Source organism: Miniphocaeibacter halophilus (genome assembly GCF_016458825.1).
GTDB classification, from domain to species: domain Bacteria; phylum Bacillota; class Clostridia; order Tissierellales; family Peptoniphilaceae; genus Miniphocaeibacter; species Miniphocaeibacter halophilus.
Map to the genome: position 1 here is coordinate 417,018 of NZ_CP066744.1, position 16,076 is coordinate 433,093.

At 28.3% G+C, this 16,076-nt stretch carries 20 protein-coding genes; 2 read left to right on the forward strand and 18 right to left on the reverse strand.

The genetic code is table 11. From position 1 onward, the window contains the following. Nucleotides 1-6: 6 nt before the first annotated feature. Nucleotides 7-477 carry a RidA family protein gene (locus tag JFY71_RS01975; protein WP_243661377.1) on the forward strand — a complete coding sequence of 157 codons (471 nt, stop codon included), beginning with the start codon at nt 7-9 and terminating at the stop codon, nt 475-477. A gap of 160 nt (nt 478-637) precedes the next feature. Here the strand turns inward: JFY71_RS01975 and JFY71_RS01980 are convergent, their stop codons facing one another. The 11 genes from JFY71_RS01980 to JFY71_RS02030 form a co-directional block, all read right to left on the reverse strand. Beyond that, nucleotides 638-892: a hypothetical protein gene (locus tag JFY71_RS01980; protein WP_243661378.1), complete on the reverse strand. Its 255-nt coding sequence runs from the start codon at nt 890-892 to the stop codon at nt 638-640. Between the two features lie 134 nt (nt 893-1,026). Then, on the reverse strand, nt 1,027-1,665 hold the full coding sequence (locus JFY71_RS01985) for a CPBP family intramembrane glutamic endopeptidase (RefSeq protein WP_243661379.1): 639 nt from the start codon (nt 1,663-1,665) through the stop codon (nt 1,027-1,029). 235 nt (nt 1,666-1,900) lie between these two features. After that, nucleotides 1,901-2,125, reverse strand: coding sequence for an enterocin 1071A family bacteriocin (locus JFY71_RS01990; protein ID WP_243661380.1), 225 nt, complete (start codon nt 2,123-2,125; stop codon nt 1,901-1,903). 282 nt (nt 2,126-2,407) lie between these two features. Continuing rightward, on the reverse strand, nt 2,408-2,623 hold the full coding sequence (locus JFY71_RS01995) for a hypothetical protein (protein ID WP_243661381.1): 216 nt from the start codon (nt 2,621-2,623) through the stop codon (nt 2,408-2,410). A 172-nt stretch (nt 2,624-2,795) separates the two neighbouring features. Next, the gene (locus JFY71_RS02000; RefSeq protein ID WP_243661382.1) at nt 2,796-3,233 is read right to left on the reverse strand and encodes a hypothetical protein; all 438 of its coding nucleotides are present in this window, start codon (nt 3,231-3,233) and stop codon (nt 2,796-2,798) included. Nucleotides 3,234-3,245: 12 nt separating this feature from the next. Then, on the reverse strand, nt 3,246-3,458 hold the full coding sequence (locus JFY71_RS02005) for a helix-turn-helix transcriptional regulator (protein WP_243661383.1): 213 nt from the start codon (nt 3,456-3,458) through the stop codon (nt 3,246-3,248). 138 nt (nt 3,459-3,596) lie between these two features. Continuing rightward, nucleotides 3,597-5,495 (reverse strand): hypothetical protein, encoded by a 1,899-nt coding sequence (locus tag JFY71_RS02010; RefSeq protein WP_243661384.1) that lies wholly within the window; start codon nt 5,493-5,495, stop codon nt 3,597-3,599. Between the two features lie 103 nt (nt 5,496-5,598). Then, the gene (locus JFY71_RS02015) at nt 5,599-6,618 is read right to left on the reverse strand and encodes a PTS sugar transporter subunit IIC (RefSeq protein WP_243661385.1); all 1,020 of its coding nucleotides are present in this window, start codon (nt 6,616-6,618) and stop codon (nt 5,599-5,601) included. Between the two features lie 164 nt (nt 6,619-6,782). Further along, nucleotides 6,783-7,061 (reverse strand): GNAT family N-acetyltransferase, encoded by a 279-nt coding sequence (locus JFY71_RS02020; protein ID WP_243661386.1) that lies wholly within the window; start codon nt 7,059-7,061, stop codon nt 6,783-6,785. Nucleotides 7,062-7,070: 9 nt separating this feature from the next. Continuing rightward, nucleotides 7,071-7,334 (reverse strand): (4Fe-4S)-binding protein, encoded by a 264-nt coding sequence (locus JFY71_RS02025; protein WP_243661387.1) that lies wholly within the window; start codon nt 7,332-7,334, stop codon nt 7,071-7,073. A gap of 15 nt (nt 7,335-7,349) precedes the next feature. After that, nucleotides 7,350-8,048 (reverse strand): pirin family protein, encoded by a 699-nt coding sequence (locus JFY71_RS02030; protein ID WP_243661388.1) that lies wholly within the window; start codon nt 8,046-8,048, stop codon nt 7,350-7,352. A 520-nt stretch (nt 8,049-8,568) separates the two neighbouring features. On the opposite strand from JFY71_RS02030, the gene JFY71_RS02035 reads away from it, so the two are divergent. Further along, the gene (locus JFY71_RS02035; protein WP_243661389.1) at nt 8,569-9,417 is read left to right on the forward strand and encodes a YitT family protein; all 849 of its coding nucleotides are present in this window, start codon (nt 8,569-8,571) and stop codon (nt 9,415-9,417) included. 27 nt (nt 9,418-9,444) lie between these two features. Here JFY71_RS02035 and JFY71_RS02040 read toward each other — a convergent pair whose 3' ends face one another. From JFY71_RS02040 to JFY71_RS02070, 7 genes are all read right to left on the reverse strand, one after another. Continuing rightward, the gene (locus JFY71_RS02040; protein ID WP_243661390.1) at nt 9,445-10,263 is read right to left on the reverse strand and encodes a class I SAM-dependent methyltransferase; all 819 of its coding nucleotides are present in this window, start codon (nt 10,261-10,263) and stop codon (nt 9,445-9,447) included. Between the two features lie 127 nt (nt 10,264-10,390). Beyond that, on the reverse strand, nt 10,391-11,104 hold the full coding sequence (locus JFY71_RS02045) for a phosphatase (protein ID WP_243661391.1): 714 nt from the start codon (nt 11,102-11,104) through the stop codon (nt 10,391-10,393). 186 nt (nt 11,105-11,290) lie between these two features. Continuing rightward, the gene (locus JFY71_RS02050; RefSeq protein WP_243661392.1) at nt 11,291-12,004 is read right to left on the reverse strand and encodes an ABC transporter ATP-binding protein; all 714 of its coding nucleotides are present in this window, start codon (nt 12,002-12,004) and stop codon (nt 11,291-11,293) included. Beyond that, entirely contained in the window at nt 12,004-12,795 is a 792-nt protein-coding gene (locus JFY71_RS02055) for an ABC transporter ATP-binding protein (RefSeq protein WP_243661393.1), read from the reverse strand. Before JFY71_RS02055 ends, JFY71_RS02050 begins: the two co-directional genes overlap by 1 nt. Continuing rightward, complete coding sequence (locus JFY71_RS02060) at nt 12,788-13,780, reverse strand: branched-chain amino acid ABC transporter permease (protein WP_243661394.1); 993 nt, start codon at nt 13,778-13,780, stop codon at nt 12,788-12,790. Before JFY71_RS02060 ends, JFY71_RS02055 begins: the two co-directional genes overlap by 8 nt. A gap of 1 nt (nt 13,781) precedes the next feature. Continuing rightward, a complete protein-coding gene (locus JFY71_RS02065) occupies nt 13,782-14,669 on the reverse strand; it encodes a branched-chain amino acid ABC transporter permease (protein WP_243661395.1) in 888 nt (295 codons plus the stop codon). Nucleotides 14,670-14,731: 62 nt separating this feature from the next. Beyond that, a complete protein-coding gene (locus JFY71_RS02070) occupies nt 14,732-15,925 on the reverse strand; it encodes an ABC transporter substrate-binding protein (protein ID WP_243661396.1) in 1,194 nt (397 codons plus the stop codon). Nucleotides 15,926-16,076 lie beyond the last annotated feature (151 nt).

Below are 16,076 nucleotides of genomic sequence, written 5' to 3' on the forward strand. Positions count from 1 at the left end.
ATAAATATGAATGTTTATGAAAGATTAGAAAAATTAGGTTACAAATTACCAGAAACACCTGCTAAAGGAGGGGTGTATGCTCCCTTAAAAAAATTCGGAAACAATTTAGCATATATTTCCGGTTGTGGTCCACAAGATAAGAATAAAGAGGTTTTAATTGGAAAAATCGGAGGAGAATTAACTGAAGAACAGGGAAAAGAAGCTGCTAAAAGATGTATTTTAAATGTATTATCAGTTATAGAAGACAACATAGGTGATTTAAATAATGTTAAAACCTTTGCAAAAATACTTGTATTCGTATCTAGTAATGACAATTTTTTTAATCAACCTCAAGTAGCTGATGAAGCGTCAAAATTATTATATGATGTTTTTGGAGAAGAAATTGGTATTGCATCACGCTCTGCCATTGGTGTAAATGTACTTCCCGGAAATATTCCTGTTGAAATTGAAGCATTAATAGAAATAGAGGAAAAATAAATAGAAATACCAGACTAATAAGATGAAGCTGGTGAAGAAACAATTTGTTCCACCAACTTAAAAAAGCTTTTGATTAGATGTAAAACTAATCAAAAGCTTTTTATAATTTATTTTATTTTTAAAAATACCACCTACAGTAAATATTTCATATTCCATAACTTCATTTTTTTATTTTTTCCTTGTTTAAATCATTAAAAAATGAGAGCAGTACTACTATTAATGACATTAATAGACTGGTAATTACACTATCTAAATCTATGTTAGACAGAAAAAATTGTGCGATATTACTTATTGTTAGAAATGAAACAAATAAACCAACATATTTTGTTTTTTTATTTATTTTCTTCCCTATACTCTCCCAAGTAATTATTACTAGCACAATGGATATAGTATTAACTATTCTTAAAGCATTCATGTTTTTTCTCCCTTAACCTTTATAGTATCTAGTAAATTTTATGCATTTACATTTAATGTAAGTCTGAACATTTTTTTAGTTTTTCTAATTATATTACCAGTAAAACAACTACTTTTTATGACCTATCTAACTTATTAAAGTATATTTATTAGAATTAACATAGGAATTAAATTGTGTATGGAATGAAGAGCTATTGAGTAACGTATATCTTTAGTGTACATATATGTTATTCCAAATATCCATCCTCCAATACAATACAACAACAAATTAAGAGACAGTGAAGCCTCGTGTACTAAAGCAAAAACAATTCCTGATACAAACACAGCTAAGAAATTACTAAAAAAATTATTTTTATTAAAGAAATAATTAAAAAATATTCCCCTGAAAATATATTCTTCTAATATAGGTCCATAAATAACAACTCTTAAAAATGTAATAATCCGGTTTAATCCTATAAATTCAATTATTGCTTGCTGATTTGAAGAAATGTTTTGGATAAAATAATTAAAAATTAAAATAAATAACTCATTTATAAATAACATTCCTAAAAGAAACAGAATAAGTTTTTTACTTAATGGATTTTTACCAAAACCATTAGGATTATAAGTATTTAGTTGATTATTATATTTTTTTACTATGAAAATAATAATAAATATAAACATAGCTGAGTATAATAATATTAAAGTTGGTTGATTTAAATTTATATCAACCATTATTAAATCAGGAATTAAATTTAATATTATAAAACAAATAAAAAAAACTATTCTTCTCATTTTTCTCCCGTTGATTGTTCTTGCATTACTATCTATCTTTAACCTTCCCTTTTAATTTATTGACAAAACAGCTATTCCAATATTATATTACTTTATTTCTTTAGTTTAAAAAATATGCTCAACAAATCTACTTACAATATATAGGATGGCACAAGACTAAATTAAGCAATTGAAAATTTGCTGTCTTTTTGTTTATAATAAAAACTCCAAACACTATACCTGAAAAAATTGTACTTTAATGATTTGTGGTTATACCAGGGTAATATCCGTTTCCCAAATCTTCCCCCATTTTGCCAAGTCCTTTTCCAAACCAATATATAGCCTTTCCTACCTTTTCTCCATATTTCCCATAAATATTTTCTCCTTGATATAAACTGCTGGTAGAAAACATTATTGTTATAATTAAACATAAGAGTACTAAGCTGGAAGTTCTTTTTCTTTTATTTTTAACCTTGGGCATTTTATTACTCTCCCTATAATTTTTGATTTTTATATTTATAAACCCTTTGAAATATAGCTGACTTTAACAACAATATTTAACGCATTTAATAACTATTAATACCTAAATATTTCACATTACACTCCTATATTATTTAGTGAGATAGATAATATAGGAGTTTACCTAGGATTGTCCCTAGAAAGTAACTGAAAAAAATAAAAATCAAAAAAATATATATGTTCTTGTTCTTAAGAATTTCTTTAATAATTTCTTTAATAATTTCATTCACGCTACTAGGCTCCTTTATTTATTACTTCTATTTGCAAAATACTTCACAATATATCTTAAATGAAGTATTACTGCTACTATTAAAAATACAATGTAAATAGCAAGTATAATATTATTTGAAGATTTTCTACTAAAATTATCAATTATTTTTTCAATTAAGTATATTTCTCCAATAATAGGTATAAATAAGGGTTTTTTGTCCGTATAATCAATAATATATTTACTTTTCATAATAACCACCTTTTCATTACTCTATGCAATGTTTATATTGCTTATAGTTATTATTATACTCCTTAAAGTTACATTGTCAAATGTTTCTTCTAAATTAAGCAAAATAAAAAGAGCCCTTATTTAAGGCTCTAAAACATTATTTTTCTATTGTAGGAGATTAATAAAGTTATAGTTATTCTTCTAATTCCTTTTCTAGTTTTTTTATTCCATACTTATAGGATATACTAAATATTATCCAAATTAATATACCAAAAATAATTAACAATAATAAATAAATATATATATCAGTAATTATTGGTGATACAAACGATAAAATCCCTATTGAATTAAGTCCATTAAAATAAACTCCTGGTATTAATAAGTCTAAATTTCTAAAGGATATTCTTAAGCCTTTCATTGTCATTCTAAGTACGCCTATTAGACAAATAACTCCTACATAGCCTGCAAATATAAAACTGCTATACTCTAAATTCTCAAAAAATTCAAAGTACACCCAAGTACAAATTAACAACAAGAGATAAGATAATCTATAGATCTTATTAAATTCTATTAATTCCCTTTCATCTAATTTGATTTTTTTGTTTTTAAATATCGCCCTAAGTAATGTCATTTTTCCTCCTAACTATATATCCTCTTCATCCCAAAATAAGTCATTTAATGTTTTATCCAACGCTTTACAAATGTCTATGCATAATTTTAAAGAAGGATTATATTTTCCGTTTTCTATAAGTCCTATGGTCTGTCTGGCAACGCCAACTACATTAGCTAAATCCTCTTGGGAATAATCTTTCATTATTCTAGCTACCTGCATTCTTTTATTTTTTTTATTTTTCATAAAGTCACCTTTTATATTTTTTTATTAAAATATTGAACTATGTTTATTATACCATTCTTTATGGTATATGTTTATTGCATTAGACATTATTTATTCGGTTATATATTTTAATTTTTCAATAAAAAAAGAGCTTTCGCTCTAATTTTTATTGAAAATATTTTTTATTTTACTTAATATTGTACTACTTTCTTTTTCTTCTGTTTTTAGTGAAGTTTTTTCCAATTCTTCTATGAAAATATTAGCTTGTAATTCTCTTATATACAAGGCCTCTTCTTTTTTATTGGCAATTTTATAGATAAAATAAATCATAAAGTTGTAAATATCTGAACTAATTATTAAGGAATCTTTACTCATGCTTTTAACCTTATTAACTTCTTCTTCAGTAATATTTTCGTTTTTATAAGCTTTTAAAAATATTTCATATAATTCTATGGTTTTTGTTGGAATTAAATAGGCTAATTCTTCTATTTTCTTTTCTGTTTCTACAAATCTATCTTTACCAAGAACATTACTTTTTAACTCACTAAAAAAAAGTTGTTGAACTCTTATTGTTTCAACGGAATAATCAAATCCATATTTCTTTAATTCCCCATATATAATGTTTGCTAGGTCTTGGTTGTTTTCATCTGTACTTAAAATAAAATACTCATATCTTTTTCTGAAAAAATCTTCCTTCTGATTTTCTGGAATATTATTATTAAAATTAAAATTAGGAATATTTTTCATTTCATCTTTTAATTCTTTTGATATTAAACTTTCATCTACGCTATTTATTTCCATTGTATTATATAAATAATCTATTACAGCTTTAGGTATTACAATATATTTCTCTTTTAAAAAGTTTAAAATATTTTCCATATCCAATTCTGAATCTTTTAAATATTTTAAGGAATTTTCCCAATTTTCTATATTTGAGTATAATTCCTGGTCTGATATTATTTCTTCTATGGTAAAGTTACCTTTTATATAGTCCTTTTTTACTAGTATCTTCTTAAGGTCCTTAGAAAGATATTCATATTTATCTATAATTAAATTCTTGCTTATATTTTTCAAATTAGTTGGAATAAGGTCTAATTTATTTTCAAACCAAATAGAATATGCTAGGTCATATTCACTTTTTGAATATTCTACAAATCCTTTTAAAAATATATTTAAATATTCCGGTACATAGTCCTTAGTATTTAACTCGAAAATACTTTCATCTATTTTAGAAAAATCCTCTAAGGAGTTTCCTTCTAATATTTTTTCATAAAAAGTATATATATCATCTTCAATTTTTTCTACTTGTTTAAATATCTCTAAGGTATTTTTTAAATCTAATGGATTAGCTTTACTTTTTTCAATATCATCTAATAATCCAACTGTTACCTTTAGTAGTTTTAAATCCTTGTCCTTAGGATTAAGTTTTTCTGCCTTATTAAATAGTATTTCCAAATTTTTAATATCCTTATAGCCATTATTTAGTTGAAAGAAGATTTCATATCTTAAATTATAGAATTTAAGATTTTCTTCAAAACTAAAATCATCAATATTATAAATCATATAATTTGGTGTATTTAGAATTTCATCTTTTATTTCTGATTTATTTTTAAAAAGATTGAATTTTTTTATTATAAATTCTAAGGTTTCCCTAGGTATTGCTTGATAATTATAATATACAAATTTTTCTAAATTCTTAATTAAATTATCATATACTATTCCTATAGACTGGTCCAATTTATCATAGTAATTATTCCAATATTCTATTGTAATAATTTCTTTAAATTTTTTTGATATTTCAAGTTCTGTAATTTTAAGTTTATTTGGCTTGTCTTTACTTGATTCAACTTTATTATGTTCCTTATTATTATTTTTATCTTCACTATTTTCTTTTTTAGGAGCATCAATTTTTTTAATTAATAAACTATAAATCTTTAATAAATCTTTAAATTCCTGTGAATTTTTGTCAGATATTTTATTTGTTTTTCTATAAAATGCTTTTTTTATTTCTTCTTTATTAACTGTCGGTTCTATTTCCAATGTTTCCCATATATTCAAAACCAATACCTCCTTTCGTTAATTATTACTTAATTAAGTATATATAAAAAAGTATAAAAAGTATATTTTCTCCTAGTTTAAAATTAATCTTTAAAGTATTTTTTTAATTTGATAATTTTAAATCCCCGTCTTTAATCCAATTCATATTATATAGTTTTTTATAGGTTATATAGGAAATTAAGGCCGGTAATGCTATATGTAATAAAAATATGGCACCAAGAATATAGGTGGTAGAATAATTTCCACTCATTGCATTAAAGGTTCCAATTTGACCTACTAAACCACTTGTACCCATTCCGGAACCTAAGGGAGTATTTTCCATTTTAAACACCAAGGTTGCTATTGGTCCAATTATGGCTGAAGATACTATTGAAGGAAGCATTATTTTCCAATTCCTAATTATATTTGGCATTTGTAACATTGATGTACCGACTCCTTGAGCAACAAGCCCTTCTAATCCATTTTCTTTAAAGGATATAACTGCAAAGCCTACCATATGACAACAGCAACCAATTGTTGCCGCCCCTCCTGCTAAACCAGATAATGACAACATCATACATAGGGCAGCTGAAGAAATAGGTAGGGTTAAAACTATTCCTACTACAACAGACACTAATATTCCCATTAAAAATGGTTGAGTTGTTGTTGCAAACATTATAAAATTTCCAATTAATTTCATTATATAGTTTATTTTAGGACCAATGAAGTTAGCAATTATTATTCCTATTAGAACCGTCACTACAGGAGTTAAAATAATATCTAATTTTGTTTCTTTAGAAATTGCTTTTCCAAATTCCACTGCAAATATCGTTGCAATATAAACACCTACCGGCCCTCCAAGTTCATAGCCTGCCACTCCTACTACAGCCGATGAAAATAAAACCAAATCCGGAGCTTTTAAAGCATAGGCAATTGCCACTGCTATTGCAGGTCCTGTTGCGCTTTGTGCAACCGGCCATAAGACATCTGTTAAAAATTTTATATATAATTCCTGTCCAATAGTATTTAGTATTGTTCCTACTAGTAGTGAGGCAAATAGTCCATAAGCCATAGCCCCCATTGCATCTATTAAATATATTCTTGGACTAATAAAAATATTCTTTTTAAGCAAAAATTTTTTCATTATTTTTCCCCTTTTTCTTTATATTATATCCTATTTTATTTCTCCGTAGAATAAACTTTGTTATTTTATTAAATTATTCTTTTAATTATTTAATTTTTTTATAAAAATGTTAAATAAAAAAAAACCTAAAGAATAGTATCTACTATTTCTTTAGGTTATATTTATTATTTTCCGTATTCTACTTCTTTATATTCAGGATGTCTGTCAAACATCATTCTTGCTGTTGGACATAAGGGAATAATTTTAATTCCATTTTCCCTTGCATAGTTAACTGCAGTTTCTATTAACTTCCCTGCAATACCCTGTCCTCTATAATTATCATCTACAAAGGTATGGTCAATTATAATGAATTCATTGGAAGATTTAGAAAAAGTTGATTCTCCAACTTCCTTATCCCCATCATAAGCAGCAAATCTTTTTTCTTCAATTTTATATTCTATCATTTTTTTCTCCTATGGTCTTACAAATTCTTCTTCTTTTAATTTATATTTTAATGCTCCAGACGGACAAATATCAATTACTTCTCTAATTTTTTCAACTCTTTCATCTTTTGGAAGTATCCAAGGCTTTCTTTCCAAGTTAAATGTTTCAGGATCTCCTTTAACACATTTGCCGGCATGTTGACAAATATCTTTATTAAAATACACGTCTATTTCGTTTCCACTATATTTACGGTATCCTTCATTTAATAATACTTCTTCTGTTTTCTTTTCCATGCTATCCCCCTATAATTATTCTTTATTCATTTCTAATATCATAATGTGGGACTTTTCTACAGCTTCAATTTTTAAATCTTCCTCTATTACTTCCATTCCGTCACGCATAAACATTTCAATGTCATTTATTTTACTCTTACCTTCAATTTGAACTATATAGGCTTGTCTTCCTTCTTCTACTTTAAATTCAAGTTCTTTTCCTTCATCTAGTTCAGTAACATAAATATTGAAATCTTGGTGTAGCTTTACATTTGCATCTCCATCTACGCTTGAAACTATATGAAGCCATTTGTTTTTTCTGTCATCCCAATTATATCTAAAATCCCCGTAGTTAGGTGTATACCCATTTTTGTCCGGCACTACCCAAATTTGAAGAAATCTTAAAGTTTCATCACCATAATTCATTTCACTATGGTAAACTCCTGTACCGGCACTCATATATTGAACTTGGCCTCTTGTTAATGTATGTTCATTACCCATACTATCTGTATGAGTTAATTGACCATCAACTACATAGGATACTATTTCCATATTCATATGTGGATGTAAAGTAAATCCCTTGCCGGCTTTAACTAAGTCATCATTAATAACTCTAAGTCTTCCAAAATTTATATTATTTGGATTATAATATTCTGCAAAGGAAAAATGAAATCTACTTCTTAACCAACCTAAATCACTTTGTCCTAGGTATTCGTTGTTTATTCTTTTTAACATATTACTTCCTCCTTGGTTTTCATCCCTTATGTTTACAATTATTTTACAGTAATCCATTATAATTATTTTTTACTCCAAGTCATTTATACCACTAATTAGTGACATTAAACATTAAATTTATGGTAGATAATTTTTTATTAGTTACTGTATTTATGCCAAATAAATTTCCCGAGTTATATATACCACTAATTAGTAGTTTTAAACATTATACTATTACAATAACTTTTTAATCCAATATTTTTTATTTCCTCAAATTTTCCTTTAAATTATTATAATTCTTATATTTAAAATATTTATTATTTTAAACATAAATTATCCAATTAAAATATATGTAAGCCTTGTAAATACACTATTTATTTAACCTAATTAGCTTTTTAAAACTAAATTATTTTTTTCTATTAATAACAATTTACTGATACACTTTTTGGCATATAAGTAAATTAAATTGTTTAATCTGTTACAATCTTTTGTAAATTATGGTATAATTTCCTTGTAAATTTTATTGAAGGGAAGTGAAAATATGAAAACTATAAAGAAAAATAGTTTTATAAATTATTTTTATATGATATTAGGAACATTTTTTATTACAATAGGACTTAATGTATTTCTAGTCCCTAGTGAAATAGTTTCCGGCGGTATTAGTGGTATAAGTGTAATCTTGTACCATACAATAGGAATTTCCCCAGATGTTTCTATACTTATTTCAAATATACCCTTATTAGGATTAAGCCTATATTTCTTAGGAAAGAAATATACATTGAATACTATATTTTGTGCTTTTTTACTTCCTGTTTTTATTAGGATTTTTAATTTTATTCCCCAATATTCAGGCGATATTTTTATTGCAACTATTTTTGGAGGAGTATTTACAGGAACTGGCGCCGGTTTAATTTTTAAAGCTGGAAGCTCAAGTGGTGGAACTGCTATTTTACAACAGATTATTCATGATAAGTTTAAGATACCTCTAGGAACATCTATAATTTTAATTGATGGTTTAATATTACTTGGAGCTTTTTATTTTTTTGATGTTACAACAGGACTTTATTCAACTATATCTCTATTTATAATAGGAAAAACTGTAGATATTGTACAGTCAGGAGGAACTCCGGCAAAAACCGCATTAATAATTTCTAATAAAACTGAATTTTTAACTTCTGAATTAATGCGTTCACTACAAATAGGTGCAACCTTATTAAAAGGTCAGGGGGCTTATTCTAAAGAAAAAAAGGACGTATTATTATGTACTTTTCCGGAAAAGAAAATAGTAGCAGTTAAAAGTAAAATATTTCAAGTTGATCCTAATGCCTTTTGTATAGTTGTTGATGCTAAAGAAGTTATTGGAAATAGATGGGAGAGTTTTATTCCTTAAAAAAACCTACTCTTTTTAGAGCAGGTTTTATTTTCTAATATCCCAAAATATAATTGCCATTTTAGTTTTATATTTTATATTTACTACCTTGTCTTTTGATATTTCTAATATTGTTTTTTTAAAATCCAATTTGTTTTCCTCAAATATTTTTTCGTATTTTCTAGAATATCTTTCATAGGCTTTTTCTGCTGTAATGTTTTTTTCTGTTTCTTCTTCTACATATGAAATTTCAGGACTATAGCCCTTTAACCATAGTATATTAAAAATTGCCTGTACCGATTCTCTGTCATTGTGAGGGTCATAACGCTTTATTTTTGGTATTTTAGTTTTTAGGTATTCCTCTATATTGTCCTTACTTTCTATAAATTGATTGACCATACAATATTTTTTTGAAGACTTTATTAGATTATTAAGGCCTTCAGGAGTTCTTACTGGTGGACACATTGAGGCATATGATAAATCAAATTTTTTATTCCAATTCATCTTTTCCAATTCAACTTCATCCCACTTTGTTTTTACAAATTTAAGATTAGTAAGCTTTTCCCTTTTTGCATTTTCTTCTGCAAATTTTAGCATATTATTGGAAATATCCGTTACTGTAACAGTTCTAGCCTGTTTTGCTAAGGGAATTGCATACCTTCCACTACCACCACAAATATCTATAATATCTGCATTATTTAAAATATTCTTTTTTTCTAAATAATCTAAAACCTGTTCTGTAATAGAGTCATCATCTTTTAACTGGGAAATATTATATTTTTCTGCCCTATTGTCCCACATCGTTTCTGAATCTTTATTATAATCATAATTTCTTCTTAGTATATTTTCATATTCTTTTATATCCAAATCTATCACCTTTGTTTTTATAGTAATTATTTAATACCCATTATCATTAATTTTATCATACACAAAAAAGAAGGCGTAACCCTTCTTTTTCTTCTATATCTATTATTTATATTTTAAAATTCTACCCTTAATTTAAGCCAATAAATTTTTTTAATTTTTCAACATTATTATTTAAGATTAAATCATCATCTACTTCTAATTTTTCCAGTAATTCATAGGCTAAATCGAATTTACCTACCCAACTCGGATCATGGGCGTCGGAACTAACTATTATTGGAACTTTATACTGGTGACATAGTTTTAGCATTGTTTTATAGTTTTCATAGCAATTCAACCTTTGTTCTTTCTTTCCTAGTGAACTATTATTCACTTCTAAAGCTACCCTATACTCTTTTGCCCCTTGTACTAGCCTTTCATAATCTAAAGGAGTGTTGTCATCATCTGGGTGGGAAATTAGGCGAACCTTATGATTTTTCATACAGTTAATAACATTATCGGTGTTTTTTTCCCTTCCTTCATCCTTGTAGCATAATCTATGAATTCCTGCAATTGCATAATCTAATAAATCGATATATTCTTCTTCAAGTGATAGTTTCCCATTGTTTAAAACATTGATTTCACATCCGTGAATTACTTCTACTCCCTTAATAATTCTAGGTATTACCTCTAAGTTTGAGTAATAAAACGAGTCAACAGTACCTGGAATTCCCGGTCCATGCTCACTAATTCCTATAAGCTCTAATCCTTTTTCTTTTGCAGCTGCTGCCATATCCCTTATTGTTCCGTAGGCATGACCACTGGCCAATGTGTGCATATGAATATCTGCTAGTAATCTTTTCATAAGATAATAATCTCCTTTTTAAATCTATCTAGAGTCCTAGTATTAATTATATCATGGTCTTTGTAACTTCATTTATACTCTTATATTTAGCTAAATGGTTTTGTAGGTATTTTATATTTTCAATATTTTTAAATAGGATTTTAAATAACTGCTTTACACAAAAAAAGAAGGGTGGTTCCCTTCTTTTTACGCTCCTAAATAAGCTTGTTTTACTCTAGGATTTTCAGCTAATTTTTTAGCTTCTCCTCCTAAAGAAATTCTTCCGGTTTCAAGTACATATGCTCTGTCCGATATGGCCAAGGCCATTTTCGCATTTTGTTCTACTAAAAGAATTGTAGTTCCCTGCTCATTTAATTTTTTTATTGTATTAAAAATCTCTTTTACAAATAATGGTGAAAGCCCCATTGAAGGCTCGTCTAAGATTAAAAGTTTAGGTCGTGACATTAAAGCACGTCCCATAGCTAGCATCTGTTGTTCCCCTCCAGATAAGGTACCGGCTATTTGTTTTTTACGCTCCCTCATTCTAGGAAAAACATCATAGAAGTTCTTTCTGTCCCTCTTTAAATTTTCATGGGAGTCCTTTATTGTATAGGCACCAAGTCTTACATTGTCACTAACTGTAAGATTAGCAAATACCCTTCTACCTTCAGGAACTTGTGCAATTCCCAAACGAACTATATTATGAGCTCTTTCCTTAGTAATATCTTTTCCATTAAAAGTAATTGATCCAGCTTTTGATCTAAGTAGACCTGAAATAGTTTGTAGTGTTGTAGTTTTTCCTGCACCGTTTGCTCCAATTAGCGAAACTATTTCTCCCTCATTTACTATTAGATCTATTCCTTTAAGAGCATGAATATTGCCATAATAAACATTTAAGTTTGAAACTTCCAGTAAAGCCATTATTCATCCTCCTTTTCTTCATCATCGTCTGAACCTAAATAGGCTGTTATTACTTCCTTACGATTTACTACTTCTATAGGATCTCCCTCTGCTATTATATGACCTCTGTCTAAAACTATTAATCTTTCACAAATACCTAAAACCAGTTTCATATCATGTTCTATTAGAACTATTGCTATATTAAACTTTTCTTTTATTAGTTTTATTGTGTCCATTAATTCTTCAGTTTCTTTAGGGTTCATACCGGCAGCCGGCTCATCTAAAAACAGCACTTTTGCCCCTGTTGATAAGGCCCTTGCTATTTCAAGTTTTCTTTGCCTACCATAAGGCATATTACCAGCTGTATAGTTAGCATATTTAGCAAGGTCAAAAATCTCAAGTAATTCTATTGCTTTTTTCTTTGCTTCTCTTTCTTCTTTCCAATATCGTGGTAATCTTAAAGCTCCTGTTAAATAACCGTATTTCATATTGAAGTTATTAGCTACTATTACATTATCCAGTACAGTCATATTAGAAAATAATCTTATATTTTGGAATGTTCTAGCCATTCCATATTGTACTAATTTATGAGGTTTTTCCCCATTGATTTTTCTTCCATTGAACTTGTATTCTCCTGATGTAGGTTTATAAACCCCTGTTAAAATATTAAACACAGTGGTTTTTCCTGCACCATTTGGTCCTATTAAGCCTAGTAGTTCGTCGGATTTTAAATCTAAATTAAAATCTGTTACAGCCTTAAGTCCACCGAAGGTTATTGAAATATCCTTTGTTGTTAATATGGATTTACTCATTCAAATGACCTCCTGCTTTATCTGAACCTTTTATTTTTATTTTTATAAAATCAATAATTTTTGTTATTTGGAATTCTTTTCTTCCAAGTAATCCTGTAGGTCTGAATATCATCATTATAATTAATACTAAGGCATATATAATCATCCTATAATCTGCAAATGTCCTTAGCATTTCCGGAAGTATTGTTAACACTATGGCTGATATTGTAGCTCCGGTAAATGAACCCATTCCTCCAAGTACTACCATAACAAGTATATTGATTGAGTTGTTGTAGTCAAAGTATCTTGCAGTAATGTTTCCCATATTTTGAGCATACATTCCGCCGGCTATTCCTGCAAACATTGCAGATAGTGCAAAGGCAAAAACTTTATAATAAGTAGTGTTAACGCCTACTGCATCACTTGCTATTTCGTCTTCCCTAATGGCAAGAACAGCCCTGCCATGACGGGATGTCATAATTGAGTACATAAACATTACTGAAAGAACTGTTATTACAAATATAGTAGTAAAGTCCCTGTATCTTGGAATTCCCGTTAAACCTTGAGCTCCACCTGTAAAATCAAAATATTCTATTAATGTTCTAATTATTTCTCCAAAAGCCAATGTAATTATTGCTAAATAGTCACCTTTAAGTCTTAAGCCTGGAATACCTATTAATATTCCAACTCCTAAGGCAATTACTCCACCTACTAATAAGGACACTAAGTATCCTGGAAGTCCTGTTAATATGCCTGATTTTACAAACAAGGACGCTGCATAAGCTCCTATGGACATAAAGCCTGCATGGCCTAATGTTATTTGTCCTAAACAACCAACGGTAATATTTAAACTTACAGCCAGAATTATATTTATACAGATAAAATTCATTATACCTAGTTCATAATTTCCCAGCACTCCATTTACATTAAGTAAAAATATTACAAAGTATAATAAGGCAACTAAGGCAACAATTGCTACATATGAAATTTTTCTAGTACTTGTCATATTACACCTTCTCCTTAACATTTTCACCTAATATACCTGTAGGTTTAACTAACAATACAACTATTAAAATACCAAATACAAAGGCATCTGCTAATTGAGATGAAATATAGGCTTTAGTTAAAGCCTCTACTAAACCTAAAATCAATCCACCTAAAACAGCACCAGGAATATTTCCTATTCCACCTAAAACTGCTGCAACAAAGGCTTTTATCCCCATCATAGAACCCATACTAGGTAAAAGTTGCGGATAGGCTGAAAGATATAAAATACTACCTACTGCAGCTAAGCCACTACCTATTGCAAAAGTCATTGAAATAGTATGATTTACGTTAATTCCTACTAATTTTGAAGCTCCATAATCTTCACTTGTAGCTCTCATAGCTTTACCGAATTTTGTTTTTCTTAAAAACAATTGTAATAATATAGTTAAAATACCGGTAACTAATATAGTTACAATAATACTAAAATTAATTTTTATTCCAAATATATTCAATGGTTTTACATTGAAAACTTTTGGAAATGATTGCGGATTTGCTCCAATAAAAGTCATAACTACGTTTTGTAAAAGCAAACTTACTCCTATTGCCGTAATTAAATTTGAAATTCTAGGAGAATTTCTTAAAGGAGTATAGGCTACTTTTTCTATTACCATACCTAAAACAGCACAAAAAACCACTGCCGGTACAACTGCTAACCAAATTGGCAATCCTGCACTACTTAACATCGGAACCGACGCTAAGGCAACATATGCACCTACCATAAGAATATCACCATGGGCAAAGTTTATTAACTTGGCAATACCGTAAACCATAGTATATCCTAAAGCAACTAAGGCAAAAATACTTCCTAATTGTAATCCATTGATTATTTGAAGTATTAATTCTTTCATATAATCTCCCCTTACTATTTAAATAAGCCATCTCTTTTGAGATGGCTTTTAAAAACCTTATTTTATTTTGGAGCCACTACTGAATCTAAAGTATATTCTCCATTAACTATTTTAATCATTGAAACTGATTTTACAGGGTTATTATTTTCATCAAATTTTAAGTTTCCTGTAACTCCTTCAAAATCAATTTCTTTCATAGCATCAACTATAGCTTGTTTATCTGTACTGCCAGCTTTTTCTATTGCTTCTTTATAAAGATAAGCCGCGTCATAACCTAAAGCTGCAAATGATGATGGATTTTCATTAAATTCACCTTTATAAGCCTCAATAAAGTTTTGAACTTTTTCACTTTCATCCTGTAATGAATAGTGGTTTGTAAATACTGAATTTTCTACATCTGCATAAGATGATTCGTCTAATTGTTCAACTACTCCATCCCAGCCGTCTCCACCTATTAAAGTAGCTTCAATTCCTACTTCTTTAGCTTGTTGTGAAATCAATGCAATTTCCTTATAGTAATCTGGAATAACTACAACTTCCGGAGATTCAGCTGCTATTTTAGTTAATTGTGCTCTAAAATCTGTATCGCCTTTTCCGTAAGATTCTTCTGCAACTATATCAACACCTAATTCTTTAGCTTTTTCTACAAATGCTTTTGCAATACCATCAGAGTAATCTGATGAATTATTTGTTAGAACTGCCGCTTTTGTTGCTTTTAAATTCTCAGCAGTGTATTGAGCTAAAATTTCACCTTGGAATGGGTCAGTATAACAAACTCTAAATACATTTGGTCTGTCTTTAGTAAGTCCAAATTGTGTTCCTGTTGGTGTTAATAAAGGCATGTTTTCATCAACAGCCGGTTGAGCAACAGCTTCTGTTGGTGCTGAAGTAACTGCTCCTATTATTGCCACTGCATCCTGGGATACTAACTTATTAAATGCGTTAACAGCTTCTGTGTTGTCACCTTTATCGTCAAGAATTTCAAACTTAACTTGTTTTCCTAAGATTCCACCAGCTTCATTTATTTCTTTAAATGCTAATGTAGCACCGTTTGTAGCTGTTATACCATAGATAGCATTTTCACCTGTCATTGGCGATATTCCACCTATTAAAATTTCTTCTGAACTTGATGCACCATCTTTTCCTGCACCAGTCGATTTTTCTGCGTCATTATTACCTACACAACCTGTTACTAAAAAGGATAAAACAAGAACTGTAGATAATACTTTTAAAATATTCTTTTTCAAATTTGTCACTCCTGTCTCATTTATAATAATGTTTAATATTATAACAAATAAATGGGAACTTTACTAGACTAAAAGTTATATTTTTTTAAAAAAAATGATATATTTTAGTATATTTTATTATATTTTTTTTATAGTGTTGAAATTTCAACACTAAGATTTT

Excerpts from the sequence above, each read along its gene's own strand:
- JFY71_RS01975 (WP_243661377.1), top strand. The coding sequence starts at position 7 with ATGAATGTTTATGAAAGATTAGAAAAATTAGGTTACAAATTACCAGAA.
- JFY71_RS01980 (WP_243661378.1), bottom strand. The coding sequence starts at position 892 with ATGAATGCTTTAAGAATAGTTAATACTATATCCATTGTGCTAGTAATA.
- JFY71_RS01985 (WP_243661379.1), bottom strand. The coding sequence starts at position 1,665 with ATGAGAAGAATAGTTTTTTTTATTTGTTTTATAATATTAAATTTAATT.
- JFY71_RS01990 (WP_243661380.1), bottom strand. The coding sequence starts at position 2,125 with ATGCCCAAGGTTAAAAATAAAAGAAAAAGAACTTCCAGCTTAGTACTC.
- JFY71_RS01995 (WP_243661381.1), bottom strand. The coding sequence starts at position 2,623 with ATGAAAAGTAAATATATTATTGATTATACGGACAAAAAACCCTTATTT.
- JFY71_RS02000 (WP_243661382.1), bottom strand. The coding sequence starts at position 3,233 with ATGACATTACTTAGGGCGATATTTAAAAACAAAAAAATCAAATTAGAT.
- JFY71_RS02005 (WP_243661383.1), bottom strand. The coding sequence starts at position 3,458 with ATGAAAAATAAAAAAAATAAAAGAATGCAGGTAGCTAGAATAATGAAA.
- JFY71_RS02015 (WP_243661385.1), bottom strand. The coding sequence starts at position 6,618 with ATGAAAAAATTTTTGCTTAAAAAGAATATTTTTATTAGTCCAAGAATA.
- JFY71_RS02020 (WP_243661386.1), bottom strand. The coding sequence starts at position 7,061 with ATGATAGAATATAAAATTGAAGAAAAAAGATTTGCTGCTTATGATGGG.
- JFY71_RS02025 (WP_243661387.1), bottom strand. The coding sequence starts at position 7,334 with ATGGAAAAGAAAACAGAAGAAGTATTATTAAATGAAGGATACCGTAAA.
- JFY71_RS02030 (WP_243661388.1), bottom strand. The coding sequence starts at position 8,048 with ATGTTAAAAAGAATAAACAACGAATACCTAGGACAAAGTGATTTAGGT.
- JFY71_RS02035 (WP_243661389.1), top strand. The coding sequence starts at position 8,569 with ATGAAAACTATAAAGAAAAATAGTTTTATAAATTATTTTTATATGATA.
- JFY71_RS02045 (WP_243661391.1), bottom strand. The coding sequence starts at position 11,104 with ATGAAAAGATTACTAGCAGATATTCATATGCACACATTGGCCAGTGGT.
- JFY71_RS02050 (WP_243661392.1), bottom strand. The coding sequence starts at position 12,004 with ATGGCTTTACTGGAAGTTTCAAACTTAAATGTTTATTATGGCAATATT.
- JFY71_RS02055 (WP_243661393.1), bottom strand. The coding sequence starts at position 12,795 with ATGAGTAAATCCATATTAACAACAAAGGATATTTCAATAACCTTCGGT.
- JFY71_RS02060 (WP_243661394.1), bottom strand. The coding sequence starts at position 13,780 with ATGACAAGTACTAGAAAAATTTCATATGTAGCAATTGTTGCCTTAGTT.
- JFY71_RS02065 (WP_243661395.1), bottom strand. The coding sequence starts at position 14,669 with ATGAAAGAATTAATACTTCAAATAATCAATGGATTACAATTAGGAAGT.